The sequence below is a fragment of the Natrinema pallidum genome (assembly GCF_005890195.1).
GTDB lineage: Archaea > Halobacteriota > Halobacteria > Halobacteriales > Natrialbaceae > Natrinema > Natrinema pallidum.
On sequence record NZ_CP040637.1, the window covers coordinates 2,196,941 to 2,215,190 of the forward strand.

Annotated in this window: 16 protein-coding genes and 1 tRNA gene; 11 read left to right on the forward strand and 6 right to left on the reverse strand. The window is 65.2% G+C overall.

The window, feature by feature from the left end:
- Positions 1-68 precede the first annotated feature (68 nt).
- From FGF80_RS10980 to FGF80_RS11000, 5 genes are all read left to right on the forward strand, one after another.
- Positions 69-839, forward strand: a complete 771-nt coding sequence (locus tag FGF80_RS10980; protein WP_138653994.1) for a GTP cyclohydrolase III — start codon at positions 69-71, stop codon at positions 837-839.
- Positions 840-924: 85 nt separating this feature from the next.
- Positions 925-1,533 (forward strand): CBS domain-containing protein, encoded by a 609-nt coding sequence (locus tag FGF80_RS10985; RefSeq protein ID WP_006186747.1) that lies wholly within the window; start codon positions 925-927, stop codon positions 1,531-1,533.
- 101 nt (positions 1,534-1,634) lie between these two features.
- Positions 1,635-2,858, forward strand: coding sequence for a phosphoglycerate kinase (locus tag FGF80_RS10990; RefSeq protein ID WP_138653996.1), 1,224 nt, complete (start codon positions 1,635-1,637; stop codon positions 2,856-2,858).
- Positions 2,827-3,342 carry a GNAT family N-acetyltransferase gene (locus tag FGF80_RS10995; protein ID WP_006186745.1) on the forward strand — a complete coding sequence of 172 codons (516 nt, stop codon included), beginning with the start codon at positions 2,827-2,829 and terminating at the stop codon, positions 3,340-3,342. Before FGF80_RS10990 ends, FGF80_RS10995 begins: the two co-directional genes overlap by 32 nt.
- A 12-nt stretch (positions 3,343-3,354) precedes the next feature.
- Positions 3,355-3,428 (forward strand) — tRNA-Thr (locus FGF80_RS11000).
- 396 nt (positions 3,429-3,824) lie between these two features.
- Here FGF80_RS11000 and FGF80_RS11005 read toward each other — a convergent pair.
- Positions 3,825-4,169 carry a hypothetical protein gene (locus FGF80_RS11005; protein ID WP_138653998.1) on the reverse strand — a complete coding sequence of 115 codons (345 nt, stop codon included), beginning with the start codon at positions 4,167-4,169 and terminating at the stop codon, positions 3,825-3,827.
- Between the two features lie 354 nt (positions 4,170-4,523).
- Here FGF80_RS11005 and FGF80_RS11010 point away from each other — a divergent pair, with 354 nt between their 5' ends.
- From FGF80_RS11010 to FGF80_RS11020, 3 genes are all read left to right on the forward strand, one after another.
- Positions 4,524-5,537, forward strand: coding sequence for a HEAT repeat domain-containing protein (locus FGF80_RS11010; protein ID WP_138654000.1), 1,014 nt, complete (start codon positions 4,524-4,526; stop codon positions 5,535-5,537).
- Positions 5,538-5,597: 60 nt separating this feature from the next.
- Complete coding sequence (locus FGF80_RS11015) at positions 5,598-6,794, forward strand: ABC transporter substrate-binding protein (RefSeq protein ID WP_238705280.1); 1,197 nt, start codon at positions 5,598-5,600, stop codon at positions 6,792-6,794.
- A gap of 128 nt (positions 6,795-6,922) precedes the next feature.
- Positions 6,923-7,780 carry a hypothetical protein gene (locus FGF80_RS11020; RefSeq protein ID WP_138654002.1) on the forward strand — a complete coding sequence of 286 codons (858 nt, stop codon included), beginning with the start codon at positions 6,923-6,925 and terminating at the stop codon, positions 7,778-7,780.
- Between the two features lie 1,233 nt (positions 7,781-9,013).
- On the opposite strand, the gene FGF80_RS19200 is transcribed toward FGF80_RS11020, so the two are convergent.
- Positions 9,014-9,184, reverse strand: a complete 171-nt coding sequence (locus tag FGF80_RS19200) for a hypothetical protein (protein ID WP_175416954.1) — start codon at positions 9,182-9,184, stop codon at positions 9,014-9,016.
- Positions 9,185-9,585: 401 nt separating this feature from the next.
- Positions 9,586-10,206: a universal stress protein gene (locus FGF80_RS11030; RefSeq protein ID WP_138654004.1), complete on the reverse strand. Its 621-nt coding sequence runs from the start codon at positions 10,204-10,206 to the stop codon at positions 9,586-9,588.
- A 187-nt stretch (positions 10,207-10,393) separates the two neighbouring features.
- On the opposite strand from FGF80_RS11030, the gene FGF80_RS11035 reads away from it, so the two are divergent.
- A complete protein-coding gene (locus FGF80_RS11035) occupies positions 10,394-11,962 on the forward strand; it encodes a long-chain-fatty-acid--CoA ligase (protein WP_138654006.1) in 1,569 nt (522 codons plus the stop codon).
- Positions 11,962-12,762, forward strand: coding sequence for an enoyl-CoA hydratase/isomerase family protein (locus FGF80_RS11040; RefSeq protein WP_138654008.1), 801 nt, complete (start codon positions 11,962-11,964; stop codon positions 12,760-12,762). The genes FGF80_RS11035 and FGF80_RS11040 overlap by 1 nt, the downstream gene beginning before the upstream one ends.
- Positions 12,763-12,929: 167 nt before the next feature.
- Here FGF80_RS11040 and FGF80_RS11045 read toward each other — a convergent pair whose 3' ends face one another.
- A complete protein-coding gene (locus FGF80_RS11045; RefSeq protein ID WP_006186735.1) occupies positions 12,930-13,385 on the reverse strand; it encodes a dCTP deaminase/dUTPase family protein in 456 nt (151 codons plus the stop codon).
- Positions 13,386-13,542: 157 nt separating this feature from the next.
- Here FGF80_RS11045 and FGF80_RS11050 point away from each other — a divergent pair, with 157 nt between their 5' ends.
- Complete coding sequence (locus tag FGF80_RS11050; protein WP_138654010.1) at positions 13,543-14,211, forward strand: O-methyltransferase; 669 nt, start codon at positions 13,543-13,545, stop codon at positions 14,209-14,211.
- Here FGF80_RS11050 and FGF80_RS11055 read toward each other — a convergent pair.
- Both FGF80_RS11055 and FGF80_RS11060 read right to left on the reverse strand, forming a co-directional pair.
- Positions 14,196-14,654: a hypothetical protein gene (locus FGF80_RS11055; RefSeq protein WP_138654012.1), complete on the reverse strand. Its 459-nt coding sequence runs from the start codon at positions 14,652-14,654 to the stop codon at positions 14,196-14,198. The two genes, FGF80_RS11050 and FGF80_RS11055, sit on opposite strands and share 16 nt — an antisense overlap.
- 136 nt (positions 14,655-14,790) lie before the next feature.
- On the reverse strand, positions 14,791-18,234 hold the full coding sequence (locus tag FGF80_RS11060; protein ID WP_138654014.1) for a PAS domain S-box protein: 3,444 nt from the start codon (positions 18,232-18,234) through the stop codon (positions 14,791-14,793).
- Positions 18,235-18,250 lie beyond the last annotated feature (16 nt).

The following is an 18,250-nucleotide window of genomic DNA, read 5'->3' on the forward strand; positions in this document are numbered from 1 at the left end:
ACGCCGCCCCCATCACGAATCTGGATTACGTATCGCTTATACGACGCCGTTCGAAATGAACGCCCACAGTGACTAACACGCAGGTAACGCTCGTTCAGATCGACAACTACGGACCCTGGACCGTGACGCCGGAGCCGCGTCGGGAGGCCGACCTCCAGACCATGCAGTCCCGGCTGTTCGCCGAAATCTCGCAGTTCGTCGGTAACCGCGGCGGCTACGCCTTCTTCACTCGCTTCGACAACATGATCGCGGTGACGAACGGCTGCTCGCTCGAGGACCACGCGCTGTTACAGGAGTCGATCGGCAACCGGTATCCCGTCACGCTCAGCCTCGGCGTCGCGACGGGGACCAGCCCCGTGCAGGCGCTGTCCGACGCCACGGCCCGCTTGCAGGAGGCCGGCAGCGCACAGGACGAGAACCGCCGCGAGTGTCTCGAGGGGCGGGCGATCGACGACGAGTACCGGACCGACGACGACGTCCAGATCGCCCACTTCGACGTGGTCAACGCGACCGGCAACTACACGGACGAACTCAACGCCTTCGACACCTTCATCGAGATCGAGCAGGGGTACGCCGAACTCATGCGCCACATGCGCTACACCCACGACAGCCTCTCCTTTTTCGTCGGCGGCGACAACGTCATCGTCGTCTGTCCCGACCTCGCGGCGGCCGACTACGAGGAGGCCACCGCCCACGTCGAGGACGCCGTCGACGTCGAGATGCAGGTCGGCGTCGGTCGCGGAGCGAGCGCCCACGAAGCCGGCTTCGCGGCGAAACACGCCCTCGAGACCTGTCGGGCCGACGGCACTCGTGTCGAACTCGAGTGGGAGACGGCCTGAGAACGGTGAATTAGGGAACTTCGCTGCCGGCTTGCTTAAGTGTGACGGGAGTAGCTTTTAGCCCGTTCGTGGGTATCGTTCAGATATGGAATCGGAACTGTCCGTCAGGGATGTCCTGACGTCCGACTACGTCGGCGTCAGCGAGTCCGACACCGTCCGCGAGGTCGTGCGACTCATGCGCGAGGAACGGACGAGTTGCGCGCTGGTCGTCCGGGGTGCGGAGCCGGTCGGCATCGTGACCGAGTGGGACGTGCTCGGACTCGTCGCGGACGACCGCGATCCGTCAGCGACGACCGTCGGCGACGTGATGACGACGCCGGTCATCACGGTCGATCCCGATCGGTCGCTCACCGACGTTGCGACCACGATGGCCCGCCAGAACATCCGCAACGTCGTCGTCGAAGCCGCCGACGGCATCGTCGGCCTGGTCACCCAGCGAGACGTCATCGCCGCCGCGGGCTCGTTCCAGGCGACGATGACGCCCTCACGCTCGAGCGAGCCGCCGGTCGATCGCGACCGCGGAGCCGCCGATCCCGCAGCGACCCGGACTGCCGAGGAGGACGATACCCAACTGCTCCCCAACGGTGGCGACGAGTACACCACGCAGGGCATCTGCGAGGCTTGCGGCTCCCTCGCCGACGCGCTCTGGGATGCCAACGGCCAACTCGTCTGTGCGGACTGTCGGACGGTCTAATCGACTGCCGGTCCCGACTCGGCAGGCGTCGTGTCGGCGGCTCCCGATCCGTATCCCTCCGATAGAAAGACCTTTCGGGTGTCGCGGTGGACAGGTCGATAATGATCGCGACCCTCGACGACCTGGACGTCGAAGGGACTACCGTCGGTGTTCGCGTCGACGTCAATAGTCCGATCGACGACGATGACACGCTCGCGGACGATGCCCGACTGCGCGCACACGTCGATACCCTGTCGGAACTGCTCGAACGCGGCGGTCAGGTCGCCGTCCTCGCCCATCAGGGTCGGCCCGGCGGCGACGACTTCGTCTCGCTTGCTTCCCACGCCGACCGCCTCTCGACACTGCTCGACCGGCCCGTCGACTACGTCGATGCGACCTTCTCCGAGGCCGCCCGGGAGGCCGTCAGGGACCTCTCGAACGGCGGGTGCGTCGTCCTCGAGAACACGCGCTTTTACAGCGAGGAGTACATGGAGTTCGACCCCGAACGGGCCGCCCGAACCCACCTCGTCGCGGGCCTCGAACCCGTCTTGGACGCCTACGTCAACGACGCCTTCGCCGCGGCCCACCGCTCACAGCCCTCTCTCGTCGGGCTCCCGTCCGTCCTCCCCAGCTACGCCGGCCGCGTGATGGAATCCGAACTCGACGTGCTGGGCTCGATCGAGGAGACCGACGCCCCCCGAGTCTACGTCCTCGGCGGCGCGAAGGTCTCCGACTCGATCGATGTCGCCTGGTCCGTCCTCGAGAAGGGGCTGGCCGATCACGTCCTCACCGCGGGCGTCGTCGGCAACGTCTTTCTCATCGCCGACGGCGTCGACCTCGGCGACGCCAGTTCCGATTTCATCTACGACCAGGGCTACTGGGACGAGATCGACCGCGCCGCCGACCTGCTCGACGCGTACGGCGATCGGATCGCACTCCCGCGGGACGTCGCCGTCGCCCGGGACGGCGACCGCCACGAACTCGGCGTCAACGCCTTGCCCCCCGGCGACGGCGAGGCTGCGATGGACATCGGCGAGTCGACGCTGGACTACTACCGACGGATACTCGCGGACGCGGAGACCGTCATCCTCAACGGCCCCGCCGGCGTCTTCGAGGACGAACGCTTCCAGACCGGCACCCGGGAACTCTACGGCACTGCGACCGACATCCCGACGAGCATCGTCGGCGGCGGCGACACGGCCGCCGCCCTGCGGACGCTCGGCGTCGAGGGCTTTTCCCACGTCAGCACCGGCGGCGGCGCGGCGTTGCGGATGCTCACCGCCGAATCGCTTCCCGCCGTGACGGCACTCGAGAATGCCCCCCAACGACCCGCAGCCGACGATTGAACGCGCGTCTCGCGACGACATCCAACCCCTCACCGACCGCTGGGTCCGCCTCGCTCGCGATCAGCGCCAGTACGGGTCGGCGGTCCGTGCCGACGCGAACCGCGAGACCATGCGGGAGACGCTCGGAGCCTATCAGGTCAGCGATGGCCTGTTCGTCGCCCGTCTCGAAGGATCGATCGTCGGGTTCGCCACGGTCTCGGTCGAACGCGGTGCCCTCGAACTCGACGAGACCCGCGGCATGCTGTCGAATATCTACGTCGAACCCGCCCATCGGAACCGCGGCATCGGCACGGCGCTGCTCGAAGCCGCCGAGGCGTCGCTGGCCGATCGCGGCGTCGACACGATGCTACTCGAGGTGATGGCCGACAACGAGTCCGCCCGGCGGTTTTACCGTCGCAAGGGGTACGCGGAGTTCCGGGTGACGATGAGCCGGACACTCGAGAGCCGGGAGAAAAACGATACACATTCAAAGGAGGACGGCTAACCCACGGCGTGCGCCAGGGGAGCATGGGCGGTTCATGCACTCGACTTGTAATCGAGACTTCGTGGGTTCAAATCCCACCCCTGGCTTGAATACGTAGTTCAGAGCCACTGCTGATTGATACGCCTTTTTCGTCCCAAGAAGTCAAGTGATCCGACCCGACGGGTCAAAACTCGTTCTACCGCCGGTCGAACGGAGGTGTCATTGCTCGAGTACCGCGACCGATGACCCGGCCCGTTCTGCGGAGCCTCGACGATATCGAGGCTTCCGAGTCCGTCATCGATCGTCCGAAACACGGTGAGCGAACGGTCCGGGTCGACTGAACCGCGGACGACGAGGAGATTTGCACCGCTCGACGACGCGTCACACGTCCGGGTTCGCAACCGATTCGCCGAGTCGATCCTGTCGTGTCCGCGTCCGTAACCGAGGGAAGGAGCACTGGTTCCTGCAAAAACGTAGTGAATGCTACTGATTCGCGGCCCGAATTAGACCGTTTCGACGGCGTGTTCGGATTCCCAGCCGGGTCCCTTGCCGAAATCGAGTTCGACGAACTGCTCGCCCGACGATTCGTAGATGCTGAGCACTTCCGTTTCCCACCCGCGGCACCCGTAGGGCCCGGTCCGACTCCAGTCTCCGTTCGGCGGGTCCTCCATCAGCTGATAGCAGTCGTCACAGTCACTGCAGGGACTGTACTTGACGGTGTCGCCGACGGAGAGATGGGTCGCCGAAGCGCTTCCGGCTGCCATCGCGACGCCGCCGACGCTGGCGAGTCCGATGCCGGTCTTTCGAAGGACGCTACGTCGATCGATACCCGCGTTATCACTTGTCATACTCACACCGGATAGATATCGCCACTACTAATAAATCTTTGCTAGAACTAGCTTTACCGTATATGTATATTACTATCTTATTAAAAGCAGTGAGGGTCTGTAGTGGAAGATTAGTTCTCCCGAGTCGTCCCTCGAGCAACACTAACTCGGTCCGAAATCGATTCGGAAGCCTCGTCGGTGGACACGACGGTGTGGACCCCCAGTCGGGTCGGCGAGCGTCGCCGGTGGTGGGCGCAACTTCGAATAGAAAGGGGAGGGGAAAACGCGTGAGTATTGTTGCTGTTGACGCGCCAGCACGGAGTCACTGGATTGAAACGATCGGGCATCGAACACGGTCACAGACTGACAGCGCCGATGACTGACTCTAACCAGCCGCCAACACCGGACCGCTTGACCGCCCTTCTCGATGACGGAGATCACGAAGCGGTGGGTGCAGAACTGGCGCGGGTCGGTACGGCAGACGCGGACGCTCGCAAGCGAGCATTGCGGGCGGCTCGAGCGGACGTCGAAGAACGTCCAGGTGCGTTCGACGGACTCGCTGCCCCGCTCGCGACGTTTCTGATCGACGACGACCGTGCAATCAGACTGAGCAGCGCCAAACTGTTCGTCACCCTCGCAGCCTCGGCACCGGGTGCCGTCCGCCCTGTTATCGACTCGCTTGCGGAGCGACTGGCCGACGACGAGGAATTCTACTACGTCCGAGCGCGGTGTGCCGAAGCACTCGGCTACGTCGCGCTCGAATTCCCCGAGGAGGTCAGCGACCCGGAGATCCTGGCGGACCTTCGCATCGGGCTGTCGTTCGACGAACCGGAGGTCAAGGAGAAACTCGCGAAGGCGCTGGCGTGCGTGGCGCTCGGTGACTCGAGTCGACTCCGGCATCAGGTCCCATCGCTGGCCGAGCATCTCGATGCCGAACCCGAACTCGTCCGGTATCATCTCTGTACGGCGCTTGTCGCGGTCGGGTGTGCGTATCCCGAGACGATGTCCGAAGCGGTGGGTGAGCTACGAGAGCGATTGGACGACGAGAGCCCCTACGTCAGGGGGCGAGCAGCGGAGGGGCTCGCGGTGGCCATCCGGTCGGACGCATCGATCGATTCGATCCCCGATCTCGGCAAGGTCGACTCCGGGGATGACGACCCGCCGGCGTTCCTCACCGACCGCGTGCGTTTCCTCCGACAGTCGCTGGCGGACGACGAGGAGTCCGTCGAGTCGCTAGCCGGCCTCGGGACCGTCGAGTCGATCCGGGACGGGACGGACGACACCGTCGAGGCGATCACGTCGCCCGACGGGTCCGAGTGTCAGCACTGCGGGCTCGACCTGTCCGGGGGCGGCCCGCCGATCTGTCCGCGCTGTGGCGCTCCACACTGACTGATCTAGGCTGACCGACTATTCGGAATCGTTTTATATGTTTAGGCTGGCCTAAAACACATGGTGAATGACGCCACTGAGCACGAGACACCGACGCGACGTGAGTATGTAAAGTACGGCGGCACGGTCGTTGGCGGGGGACTGCTCGCGGGGTGTGTGAGTCAGTCCGACTCCGATTCGACGCCGGAGGGTGGTGGCTACTCGGTGACAATGGCACCCATGGGCGAGGTTACGTTCGAGGAGATCCCACAGGATATCTTCACGATACTGGGCCATCACGCGGACATGTTGTTGGCACTCGGGCGGGGTGACGATATCAACGCGATGCATGCCCCCGAATACCACCAGTCGCTGTACCGGAAATTCCTGCAGCGTCTCGACGGAGTCTCGGTCGACTGGGAGGGACTGTATTCCTCGTGGCCGCCGACGGAGGAAAAACTGTACGAACTGGATAGCGACGTTCACATCGCTGACCCTGCGAAGGTCGCGACGGCCAACGGATGGGACGACAGCGACATCAGCAAGATCGGCGAGACCGTCGGACCGTGGTTCGGGAACACTCTCAGCGGCACCCATCGGGAACCGCCGGCGGGCTGGGCCGACGAATACGAATACTACACGCTGTGGGACATTTTCGGCAAGATCGCGCAGGTGTTTCAGGAGACCGAACGGTACGAAGCGCTCGCCTCGGTCCACGAGTCGATGCTAGAGACGATCGAGTCGAACCTTCCGCCGGAGAGCGATCGGCCAAGCGCGGCACTGGTAACGTTCGCGTCGGACGAAAAAAAGGCGTGGGGCTACAAAATGAACTACCCGGGCTACTACGCCGCACACACCCGGCCGATGGGCGTCACCGACGCGCTGGCCGACGCCACCGGGGACGGGTACGGCGATGACGGCCGCAACATCACGCTCGACTACGAACTCCTCCTCGAAGCGGATCCGGACGTGTTGCTCGTCCTCGGCCCGATGACGGCATACCACGACCTCGACGATATCCGGACGAATCTGGAGGAAGACACCACTACACGCCATCTCACGGCTGTGAGCGAAGGTAACGTCTACTCCCAGGGGGCACGTCGACAGGGACCGATTCTCAACCTCTTCCAGACGGAAATGACCGCAAAGCAGTTGTTCCCCGACCAATTCGGCGAGTGGCCCGGCTACGTCGACGGCGAACCGTACCCGGCGATTCCCGAGGACGAACGGTTGTTCGATCGCCAGCGAATCGCGGACATCATCAACGGTGAGAGCTGAAGCGATTCGCACGCTGCTCATACGGCCGTCGTGCGATCAGCTGTACAGTGACCGTCAGTTGCTATGATAGGTCAAACGACCGTTTAACCCAGACCAAGTCATATATCCCGTGTCCGAGAGTATCCGATATGGATCGACGGACACTCCTCGTCGCGGGCGGGGGCTCCCTTACTACCCTCACGGGTGGCTGTCTCAGCGACTCGAGCACCCCGAATCGGAGCGACGACGAACCCGGTAACGGAACCGAGAAGCCGCAATCGTCATCTCCGGACGCCGGGATTTCGGTGGACGATATCGTCGTTCGAAAGGCCGTCACGTACGAATCTATGATGGGATCGGGCGGCGTCCATGCCGAAGACGGGACACAGTATATCGTCGCCTCGGTGCGGGCCGACGAGGGCCTCCGGGCATCGAACTTCACGTTCGAGACGGGTGCGGAGTCCTGGACCCCGGGACTCCCCGACGGCAGGGGCGGGCTGAATTTTACGCTTGCGGACCACGGGGGCGGCCCGGTCGGTCGACGCAGCGGTGGCGAGAGCTCATACCTCGCGTTCACGGTCCCGTCACCGCTCTCGGCATCGAACCCGCGGATTCGGTACGCGGACCCCGACACCACGTGGCCGCTCACCGAAGCGGGACGGGAGCGGTTGGCTGCGCCCGCTCCCAGCTTCGAACTGGTATCGCTGACCGTCGCGGAGACGGTGTCCCGCGGAGAGTCGCTTCCGGTGTCGCTGACCGTGACGAACACCTCCGAGACCGACGGCCGGTTTCTCGCAGCCCTGTATTGGCCGACGAAACTCATCGCGGACGACGACGAATCACACATCCTCGAGCGTGAGGTGTCCGCCGGCGACGACGCGACGTTCTCCCTCGAACTCGATACGGAGTACACGACCGAGACACCGGACTCGGTGACGCTATCGATTCGAGGGTATATTACCGCCGACCGTGAGGTCGCGGTTCGTGAGCGTTCCGCACGGAACTAAGCTCGTCTGCTGTCCCGGTCGCCCACTCGACCGTCATCTCGAGTCCATCGACGCGTCGGGCGGCGGTCGGGTATCGGCTCGCTGCGTGCGCCCTCATTCCGCATAGGCCTCGTGTTCCGGCGTCCACTCCGATCGTGGGAGTTCCGTCCAGATATTTTCTGCCCACATATCGAAAGACAATCGCATCGGATGGCTACTGCCGAGGTAACGAACTGCGTCCGATCTATAGGAACAACTGCAACTAGTGACACACTGATCGTACAGCACTCGTTCGATCAGGTATGCAGTGACTTGCAGTGGCCACTATAGCTCCGGAACGGACTGTTCGAAACAGCTACATGACTCCGGGACGTATCCGACGGTGGGACGTTCGTCCCGCCCCCGGCGGAATAAAAGGCACTCCGTAGCGGTTGCCGCCGAAAGCGATCGGCAATACGCACACGACCGAGTCCGGGACGGCCGAGGACACGGCTGTCGCGGGTGACGTCCGAGCCAAAGCCGGTCGCTGACAGGTGGTTCCCGCCGGCGTGTCACGAGACAAGCCCCCTGGGGGCCACGCGCGATCTCGAGGCGTGGCGACGAAGCCCTGCGCTTAAGCCGGTCAAAGAGATCGCGCGGATGCGTTCGAAAAGGGGACCCCATCCGCTCGAGTTCATCGGTATCGAATTCGTCGTCCGACCGGACCGATTCCCGGACGCCGATCGCTCGCACGATCAGCACCGAGGCCGAACGACCGGCTACGGCTACCGACCATCGTGCGCCCGTTTCGTCCAGCCACAGTTGAGACACGGACTGAGCCGGAGCGGTTCGCCACACTGCTGACAGTGGCCGCTCGGATACTGTCTCCCGCCCCCATCGTCGTCAGTCATTCGAACACCCCATGCACTGCTATCGGAGTTTATACAGATAAAATATTGGCCCAAAGACCCTCATTTAGGCGTTCGCCCGAGCGGTATTTCGACAGCGGTCCGCCGACGATTCGCCGAGCGTGAGACGGTGACAGCACAACGGACTCGAGGCGGAGTGGTCGTATCCGACAAGCGGGCCGAGTTTCCACGCGAGGCTATCGTAGCCACTGAACAGTCACTGCACACCTGCCCGGATGACGGCGTTGCAGTCAGTGTGTGAATCGTTTCAGTGGCTACGATACGGTTGTCTCAGACGGTCGGGCCCGATACGAGCGGACTCCGAGGCGGGCGGGCCCGGAATGCGAACGCGGCTCGGTCGAGATCCTCACCAGAATCCGAGCAGGTTCCCCGCGACGACGACGGCGAACAGCAGCAGCGCGAGCGCCACGAGCACTACCGACTCGGGCGAACCGGACGAGTGGAAAACGCGCGTGAGTCGTCCCGATCCCATCCCATCCCCGCTGACGATCAATCGCTCACCCTCCTTGCTTGCCATGAGATATCATGGGCTGACTTTCACTAAAAACTGTTTGTAGCGCGCCTGTCATTCCGGACTGAGTCCCGGACGTGGTGACCGTCGAGACACGCCCGATCGTCACTGTCGGCGAAGCAGAACGGAGGAGTCGATATCGGCCGTCGATGGGTGTTGGCGGTCTCGATGTGGGCAGTTTTATCATCGTGCACCGCTCCCGTATAACTGTCCGCGGGGTCCCTCGAAACCACCACCTACCGCCCCCGTGGGCGACCGTTTTCCGGGCAGTGGACGGCGTGCTCTCCGCGACCGACGACGCGACGGACCGCCGGGACTCGACGCCTCCGAACCGGGTGTGCCGATCGATATCGAAGCCACGACACGGCGACGAGTCGTTTGGGCGATCACTCGAGCGCCGACGGACCCTATTCGGTTTCCGGTCCCTTCGCAACGCGGGCCTCGCTCGTCAGGGCGTCGACGTGAACGTGGAGTGCTCCCGAATCGGTCTCGAGCGGGACGATCCAGGAGGCACTGGTCCGGTGTGGCGTCTCGCGAACGCTCACGCCGTCGTACCCCTCCTGTTCGGCCGTCGTTCGAGCGATCCGTGCTGCCTCGTCCGCGTCTTCGATCCGGATTTCGTCGTTCAAGCGAACGGTTACGACCGGTACGTCCGCCATCCGGACGACTCGTTCGGTGACGCTCCCGACCAGGACCCGATCGAGGCCGGTACGGCCCTGGGTCCCCATGACGATCATGTCGGCGTCGTGTTCGTCGGTGTACTCGAGGATCTCCTCGTGGGGGACGCCCCGTTCGACGGCCGTCACGGCGTCGACCCCCTCCCGCGTCGCTTCGGCCTCGACGCGGTCGACCGCCCGCTCGGCGGCCGCAATCGCGCCGTCGGTCTGCAGCGTGCCGAGCGGCCCCTGCGGTACGATCGACAGCGCATGGACCGTCGCGCCGAAGCGATCCGCGATCGTCAACCCGTGCGTGATCGATCGGCGAGTGCCGTCGCTCCCGTCCGTCGGAACGAGGATGTCCTGATACATGCTACGACGGAATTAGGGGGCACAGTCGTAAATACCCTCGAGTCGTAGCCGACCCGCTGCGAGCGGTGTCGTCCCTCTGCTCCCTTCGAGAAGCTATCAGGCCGATTATCGCTGGAAAGGAATCCTGCCGGATATCCCGAACGATGTAAATCTTTTTTACGACACGCGCAAACGTATGGCACGGGCTATGACAAATCTTGTCACTCACGTCGCGGACGCCGTCGCGGAACACGGCGACAACACCGCGATCGGGTTTCAGGGGGCCGAAACGAGTTACGAGGAGTTCTGGGGGCAAACCGGGGCCTTCGCGACCGCGCTCGAGGAACGGGGGCTCGGCCAGGACGACCGCGTCGCGCTCTATCTGCCGAACGTACCGCCCTTCCTGATCGCGTTCCACGGGACGCTTCGGGCCGGTGGGGTCGTCGTCCCGATGAACCCCCAGTACAAGGCCCGCGAGATCGGTCACCTATTGGACGACAGCGGGGCGAAGGCCGTCGTCGCACTGGCCGATCTCGTCCCGTTCGTGACGGCGGTACAGGACGAGACGAGCGTCGAACACATCGTAAGCGTCGGCGGCGAAGCCGAGGGTGCGAGCACGCTCGAGGAGTTCCTCGAGCCCGGTGATCCGGAGATCGCCGAGCGTGATGACGACGAGGACGCGGTCCAGCCGTATACGTCGGGGACGACCGGTCAACCGAAGGGGGTCCAGCTCACGCACGGCAACCTCGCGTCGAACGCGAACGCGGCGTCGGAACTCGTTCCGGACGGCATCCGACCGGACGACAAACAGCTGGGGGTCCTCCCGCTGTTCCACATCTACGGGATGACCGTCGTGATGAACACGGCGCTGTTCAACGGTGCCGCGTACTACCCGCTGCCCGAATGGGACGCACAGGAGGCCGTATCGCTGATCGAGGACGAGGAGCTGACGATCATGCACGGGGTGCCGGCCATGTACAACGACGTGATCAATCAACCGAACGCCGAGACGTTCGATCTGTCGTCGGTGCGGCTCTGTGGCGTCGGGGGTTCGGGCATTCCGGTCGAGGTCCTGCGTCAGTTCGAGGACCGCTACGAGCCGACGATCTACGAGGGGTACGGGCTCACGGAGACCAGTCCGATCACGCACTTCAACAGCCCGATCGAGGGCCGTCGGGTCGGTAGCATCGGGAAGACCGTTCCCGATGTCGACTCGAAAGTCGTCGACGACGACTTCGGTACGGTCCCACCGGTCGAGGAAGGTCCAATCGATGAGGAGGAAGCCGACCTCCACGAGATCACCGGCGAGATCGTCGTTGCCGGGCCGAACGTGATGAAAGGCTACTACGGCCTGCCCGACGCCAACGAGGCGGCGTTCACCGAGGCGGACGGGCGACGCTGGTTCCACACCGGCGACATCGGCTACCACGACGAGGACGGCTTCTTCTACGTCGTCGACCGGGAGAAGCACATGATCGTCACCGGCGGCTACAACGTCTATCCGCGCGAAGTCGAGGAGTTGCTTTTCGAACACGAAGACGTCGCCGACGCCGCCGTCGCCGGGATTCCGGACGACCGCCGCGGGGAGACCGTCAAAGCCTTCATCGTCCGGACGCCGGACGGTGATGTCACGGCGGACGAAATCACCGACTACTGCCTGACCAATCTCGCGGAATACAAACACCCGCGTGAGGTCGAATTCGTCGACGAACTCCCCCGAACGACGACCGGGAAGGTCCAGAAGTTCAAACTCCGCGAACAGGCGGGGGACGCATAATGGCGCTCGGTGACGATGTCCTCCTCGAGATCGATGCCGAGGGGGTTGCGACGATCACGCTCAACCAGCCCGAGCGGCGCAACGCGCTCTCGACGGCTATCAGCGACGGCATCTCGGCGGCGCTCGCGGAGATCGAGGAGAGCGACGCCCGCTGTGTCGTTCTCGAGGGGGCGGGCGGCGCGTTCTCGGCCGGCGGCGATATCGAATCGATGGTCGAGGGTATCGAGAACGATGTCCCCGCCGACGAGCGGGTCCGCGCGCTCGAGCGGTCGACGAACGATCTGATGCGGACGCTGATCGAGTTCACGGTGCCGACGGTCGCGTTGATCGACGGCCCCGCGGTGGGTGCCGGCGCGAACCTCGCGCTGGCCTGTGACATGCAACTCGCCAGTGAGGACGCCGTCTTCGGCTTCGTCTTCCGGCAGGTCGGCCTGAGCGTCGACGCGGGCACCTCCTATCTGCTCCCCCGGGTCGTCGGCGAGAACGTCGCGAAGGAACTCGTCCTCACCGGCGACATCGTCGACGCCGATCGGGCGAAAGAACTCGGCCTCGTCAACCACGTCTATGGACGCGACGAACTCGAGGACCGGGTCGACGAGTTCGTCGACACGATCGTCTCCGGTCCGCCGATCGCGCTTCGCCACGCCAACCGACTCGTCGGCGAGGGCCTGGAGAAATCCCTCGAGCAAGCCTTGACCGACGAGGCGACGGCACAGGGCATCGTCTTCGAGACCGCCGACCACGAGGAGGGCGTCGACGCCTTCTTCGAGGACCGCGAGCCCGAGTACGAGGGCCGGTAATCGACCGCGTTCTGTCGGTGGCGCAGTTCTCCCGTGTGTCGTGGGTGATCGAGGTCGTCGTGTTGCTGCTCGTGAGTCTCGTGATGGGTCGTGGTCAGCGACCCGTTGTAGCCGTCGAACACATCGCCACCCAGTCGGACCGAGACGGATACCTGAGAGAGGCCGGCCTATTCGACCTGTCGGGACGCGGTTCCGAGCGGTACCACCGTCGATACCCGCGCGTTCTCCTTGAGTTTGAGTCCGCCGTCGGTCACCGACAGCGGGATCAACGGCAGGTGGTCTCGGACCCGCATCGAGGGATGCGAGCCGCCGCGAGCCAGCAGTTCGTTGCGCGGCTGGAGGTGGACCGGTTCCGAGAGGTCGGTCAGGAACTCGTTGTGTTGGATGACGTACTGGCCGCCGTCGAGGTGCCACCAGCCGAACTCGTCGTGGGGTGACTCGAGTGCCGTCGGGACGGGCTCGAGGTCGGCGTCCGTGAGTTCGTCGCCGCCGAAGTCGAGACGGCCGGGGGCGGCCACCTCGTAGACGGCGCTGACCGTCAGATCGACGCCGTGGTCCGTGACCTGCACCGGTTCGTACACCAGGTTGTCGATCGATTCGGCGAGGGGGTGGTCGGTGGGCATATCGGTCGATATGACGGCTCCGAGTATGAAAATAGTACTGTCACTGAGCGGGCCCGGCGGCACTCGGTCACCGAACCGCCGACGGGCCACCCCCGATCGGGACCCCCGGCGCGTCGGACTCCCCGAACCCTATGTGCTGGCGACCGTAGCTTCGAGTATGACCGACGTTCTCGCAGACGGGATCGCTCGCTTCGTTCGCGCGGTCGGCCCGGACCCCGACGAGACGCTGCTCGAGATGGACGAGTACGCCGCCGCCGCGGGGTTTCCCCACGTCGGCCCCGAGGTCGGAGCCTTCCTTCGCTTCGTCGCCCGCTTGAACGACGCCGAGCGAGTCTTCGAGTTCGGGTCGGGCTACGGCTACTCGGCCTACTGGTTCGCCGACGCGCTCCCCGACGACGGCGAAATCGTCCTCACGGAGGTCGACGACGACGAACTCGAACTGGCTCGCGAGTACATGACCGCGGGCGGCTACGACGACATCGCGCGGTACGAACTCGGCGACGCGATGGCGACGATCGACCGCTACGACGGCCCGTTCGACGTCGTGCTGATCGATCATCGGAAGAGTACCTACGCCGACGCGTTCGAGGCTGTTCGGTCGGACGTGCCGGTCGGCGGCGTCGTCGTCGCCGACAACGCGATCACGGCCGGCGTCATCGAGTTCGATGCCCTCCTCGAATGGGCCGAGGGCGGTACCCCGACGGACACCACCGAACACACGCAGGGCATCATCGACTACCTCGAGACGGTGCGGGCCGATCCGGCCTTCGAGACGATCGTCGTGCCGCTCGGCGAGGGCATCGCGGTGAGTTATCGCGTCGAGTAGTCGGTCGTCTCACCATCGAACACCTGTTCGTCGAGTTCCTCGGCCGGCGTCGAGGCCCCGTACTCCCGGAAGCCGAGGAAGATCGTCGCTCCGGCGGCGGCGAGCAACGTCGCCCACGTGATCGCAGTGAGTCCCACGACCGTCACCCGCGTGGGCCCCGGCACGCTTGAGCCGACGGGCTCGAGGCCAACGGCGTGTGCCACGGCGACGCCCAGAAACGAGAGCCACAGCCCCAACGCGGTGGCAGCGAGGCGTTTCCGCGTGACCGAGCGAGCGTAGCGAGCGAGACACGCGACGCCACCGACGGCGAGTCCCGTCGCGCCGATGGTGAGAGCGATGTGGTCGACGGCGACGGTCGCGACGCCGGCGACGGCGAAACAGCCGAGCGCGGCAGCCAACGAGGACCGTTCCGAGCCGTGTCTTGTCGGAATCACGTCGTGCACCGCTTTGCCGGGTTGAGTCGGTGGGCGAATATATAGCTGTTGGCTGACTGCGAGCCGCTCGAGTCGGGGCTCGGACCCGGGACCGAATCGGGGACTGACGGGACCGCTGGCCGGCCGCGCCGACGGTCGGCGGCGATCAGTTCGTCGCCGTTTCGGCGGCCGGAAGGGTAAACGAGAACGTCGAACCCTCGCCGGGCGTGGAGTCGACCCACATTTCGCCGCCGTGGCGCTCGATGATCCGGTGACAGAGCGCGAGCCCGATGCCCGTGCCCGCGTGTTCCTCGTGGCTGTGAAGGCGCTGGAACACCTGGAAGATCCGGTCTTGATTCTCGGCGTCGATCCCGATCCCCTCGTCGCGGACCGAAATCTCCCACTTCCATCCGGTCCGCTCGGCGCTGACGTGAACCCGCGGCGGCTCGTCACCGCTGTACTCGATCGCGTTCGAGAGCAGGTTCTGGAGCACTTGCCGAAGCTGGCTCGCATCGCCCGCGACGCGGGGCAGGGGGTCCGCCGTGATCTCGGCGTCCCGTTCGTCGATGCAGAACTGGAGGTCCTCGCGAACGTCCGCCAGAACCGCATCGAGAGCGACCGGTTCCAGCGGCTCGCCCTTCGTTTCCACCCGGGAGTACTGGAGGAGGCCGTTGATCATCTCCCGCATGCGTTCGGCCCCGTCGACGGCGTAGTCGATGAACTCCCGGCCGTCCGCGTCGAGATCGTCGGCATAGCGGCCCTCGATCAACTGGAGGTAGCTGGTGACCATCCGCAGGGGTTCCTGTAAGTCGTGCGAGGCGGCGTAGGCGAACTGTTCCAGGCGCTCGTTCGACTCCTCGAGTTTGCGCCGGTACGCCGTTCGTTCGGTGATGTCCTGGATGACCAGCATTCCGGCGGTTACCTCGTCACCCGTTCGGACGGGAAGGGTAGTGGCACGGAGGTCCCGGCTCTGATAGGTCACCTCGAAGGTGCGCTCGTCGCCGTCGAGGGCGGCCCGGAAATGGGGTTCGACCTCGGCGAGTAGCTCGTCGGAATAGCGCTCGTGGATCGTCTTGCCGATCGCGGCCTCGCGATCGATCCCGACTTCGCCGAGGAGTTGACCGCCGATGGCGGTGTACCGCAGTTCGTCGTCGAAGAGGGCGACGATGCCGTTCGGGAAGTTCTCGGCGAGGGTTCGGTAGCGCTGCTCGCTCGCCTCGAGCCGCTGCTGTCGTTCCTGTCGTTCCGTGATGTCCCGAACGACGCCGATCCGCTCGGGGCCGGTGTCCGCGGTCGCGATCGATGTCACCGTCGCCTCCACCGGGACCTGGGTGCCAGGTTTCGTCTCGACCGACGCCTCGATGGTCGAATCATCGCTCTCGGCGGCGATTTGCCGGGCGAGGGACATCACCTGTTCGTCGGCGACGAGCGAGGCGTGGCTGCCGAGCAACTCGTCGCGATCGTACCCGGTGAGCGAAACGTACGCCTCGTTGACCATCGTGAACCGGTCGTCTTCGTCGAGGACGTAGATTCCGTCTTCGATGGTCTCGATGATCCGCTCGTACTGCTCGAGGTGACGCTCGCGGCGTTTCCGGTCGGTGATGTCCTGGAAGTACACCGACAGTCCCGTTTCGGAGGGGTAGGCCCTGATCTCCATCCAGATGTCGAGCGAGTTGGAGTACCGCTCCCACGCAACGGGTTGCTGTGTCTCCATGGCCGTCCGATAGCGTTCGCGGAGGTCGGATCGGGCTCCACTGGGGAACGTCTCCCAGATGTTCTCGCCGACGAGGGCCGCCGGGTCGTATCCCAGCAGTTCCCCGGCGCGGTCGTTGACGTGCGTGAACCGCCAGTCGTCGTCGAGCGCGTAGAACGCGTCCGAGACGCGTCCGAGGATTTCGCTCAATTCCGTCTCGAGTTCGTGCTTGCGACGTTCGAGGCGGCGCTCGTGCTTTTTGAGCGCGGTAATGTCCTCGCCAGCCGAAACAACTCGCTCGAGGTCGCCGTCGGTCCCGAACACGGGAACGGCGGTGACGGAGAACCACAACGGATCGCCCGTCGGTCCCTCGATCATGAGTTCCTCGTCGAAGACCGGCTCGCCGGTCTCCCTGACGCGCGCCGACGGGCCACGATCGGGGCCGACCGGGTCGCCGTCGGCGTCGACGACGGCCCCTTCGGCGAGCAGTTCCGTCTCGCCGAGCGGCCTGCGGTCGGCGAGTCCGAGCGCCGCCTGTGCGTGTCGGTTCGCCAGCACGGTCTGGCCGTCGGCGTCCTCGACCGAGATGGCGACCGGCGTAGTCCGGAGGAGCGTTTCGGTCTGGGAGCGCTCGCGCTCGAGGGACTGCTCGTGGCTGATCCGGTCGACGGTCGCCTCGAGACTCGACGCGGCGACTTTCACGAGCGAGCGGTCGCCCTCGTCGAACGCATCGGCGGTTTCGGACCCGATGACGACGACGCCGTGGTCCCCGATCGGCAGCCCGATCGCGCTTCGGATCGGCACCGCGGGGTCGTCCGAGTCGACGGGCACGTCGTCGATCACCGGCTCGCCGGAGTCGAAGACGCGCCGGGCGATCTCCGCTCCCGCCGCGAACGCCGGGTGTTCGTCGAACGAGGCCGCTTCGGGCTCGGACCAGGCGACTGGCTCGAGGCCCGTCCCCGCGGCATCGGAGAGGAAAACGCCGTTGAGATCGAGGTCCAGGACCTCGGAGAGGTACTGGCAGGCCTGTTCGGCGACGGCCTCGCGCGTTCCGGTGCCCAGCCACTCGCGGACGGCCTCGTGGAGCTGTCTGAGCTGGGCGGCCCGCCGGTGCTGTTCGGTCACGTCGTAGTAGAGTTCGACCCGGCCGCCCGCGTACGGGCCGGCTGTAATCGGTTTGCTCCGGTGCTCGAGCCAGCGCTCCTCGCGGCCGTCGCCGGGTGTGATTCGACACTCGAAGCGCTCGGCGTCGCCGTTGCCGTCGTAGGTCGACTCGAGGACATCGGCGAACGCGTCGGGATCGCCGACCCGGTCGCGGATCGTGTCGTCGATCACGGTCGCCTTGTCACGGCCGACCACGTCCGCCGCGTCGAGTCCGAAGTACCGCTCGGTAGCCTGGTTGATCCACGCGACGTCGAACGCCTCGTCGAGCACGAAGACGCCTACGTCGGCCTCCTCGAGCACTGTCGTGACCGATTCGAACGGCTGGGGCCGGGTCGATTCGGCGTCCGACGCCGCTCGAGGTCCGTGGCCACGTTCGGTGACGACGCCGATCGAGCCCTGACGGCCGTCGCTGCCGGGGACCGAGCCGAGCCGTAGCTCGCACGGAATCGCGGTGCCGTCGGCCGTCCGGACCGTTCCCTCGCGTTCGGTCACGCCGGTCGCGGACCCTGCCTCGAGCGCTCCACTGCCGGAGTCACCGAGGAGGGTCGTGACGTGCTCGCCGGAGAGCGCGTCGCGGGTGTAGCCCGTCAACTCGAGGAGCGTATCGTCGACGCCGACGATGCGGCCGTCCGCGTCGAGTTGGAACACCCCACCCGCAACCGTCTCGACGACCGTCCGGTACCACTGCTGCGCCGCCGACTTGTCACTGTCGTCCCAGGGGGCCGACACCGCCGGTCCCGCCCGTTCGGTCATTGGGCGTAGGAGGCCG

Bases quoted from the DNA above. Each gene is read 5' to 3' on its own strand.
- FGF80_RS10985 (WP_006186747.1), top strand. From the start codon at position 925: ATGGAATCGGAACTGTCCGTCAGGGATGTCCTGACGTCCGACTACGTC.
- FGF80_RS10990 (WP_138653996.1), top strand. From the start codon at position 1,635: ATGATCGCGACCCTCGACGACCTGGACGTCGAAGGGACTACCGTCGGT.
- FGF80_RS10995 (WP_006186745.1), top strand. From the start codon at position 2,827: ATGCCCCCCAACGACCCGCAGCCGACGATTGAACGCGCGTCTCGCGAC.
- FGF80_RS11005 (WP_138653998.1), bottom strand. From the start codon at position 4,169: ATGACAAGTGATAACGCGGGTATCGATCGACGTAGCGTCCTTCGAAAG.
- FGF80_RS11010 (WP_138654000.1), top strand. From the start codon at position 4,524: ATGACTGACTCTAACCAGCCGCCAACACCGGACCGCTTGACCGCCCTT.
- FGF80_RS11015 (WP_238705280.1), top strand. From the start codon at position 5,598: ATGGTGAATGACGCCACTGAGCACGAGACACCGACGCGACGTGAGTAT.
- FGF80_RS11020 (WP_138654002.1), top strand. From the start codon at position 6,923: ATGGATCGACGGACACTCCTCGTCGCGGGCGGGGGCTCCCTTACTACC.
- FGF80_RS19200 (WP_175416954.1), bottom strand. From the start codon at position 9,184: ATGGCAAGCAAGGAGGGTGAGCGATTGATCGTCAGCGGGGATGGGATG.
- FGF80_RS11030 (WP_138654004.1), bottom strand. From the start codon at position 10,206: ATGTATCAGGACATCCTCGTTCCGACGGACGGGAGCGACGGCACTCGC.
- FGF80_RS11035 (WP_138654006.1), top strand. From the start codon at position 10,394: ATGACAAATCTTGTCACTCACGTCGCGGACGCCGTCGCGGAACACGGC.
- FGF80_RS11040 (WP_138654008.1), top strand. From the start codon at position 11,962: ATGGCGCTCGGTGACGATGTCCTCCTCGAGATCGATGCCGAGGGGGTT.
- FGF80_RS11045 (WP_006186735.1), bottom strand. From the start codon at position 13,385: ATGCCCACCGACCACCCCCTCGCCGAATCGATCGACAACCTGGTGTAC.
- FGF80_RS11050 (WP_138654010.1), top strand. From the start codon at position 13,543: ATGACCGACGTTCTCGCAGACGGGATCGCTCGCTTCGTTCGCGCGGTC.
- FGF80_RS11060 (WP_138654014.1), bottom strand. From the start codon at position 18,234: ATGACCGAACGGGCGGGACCGGCGGTGTCGGCCCCCTGGGACGACAGT.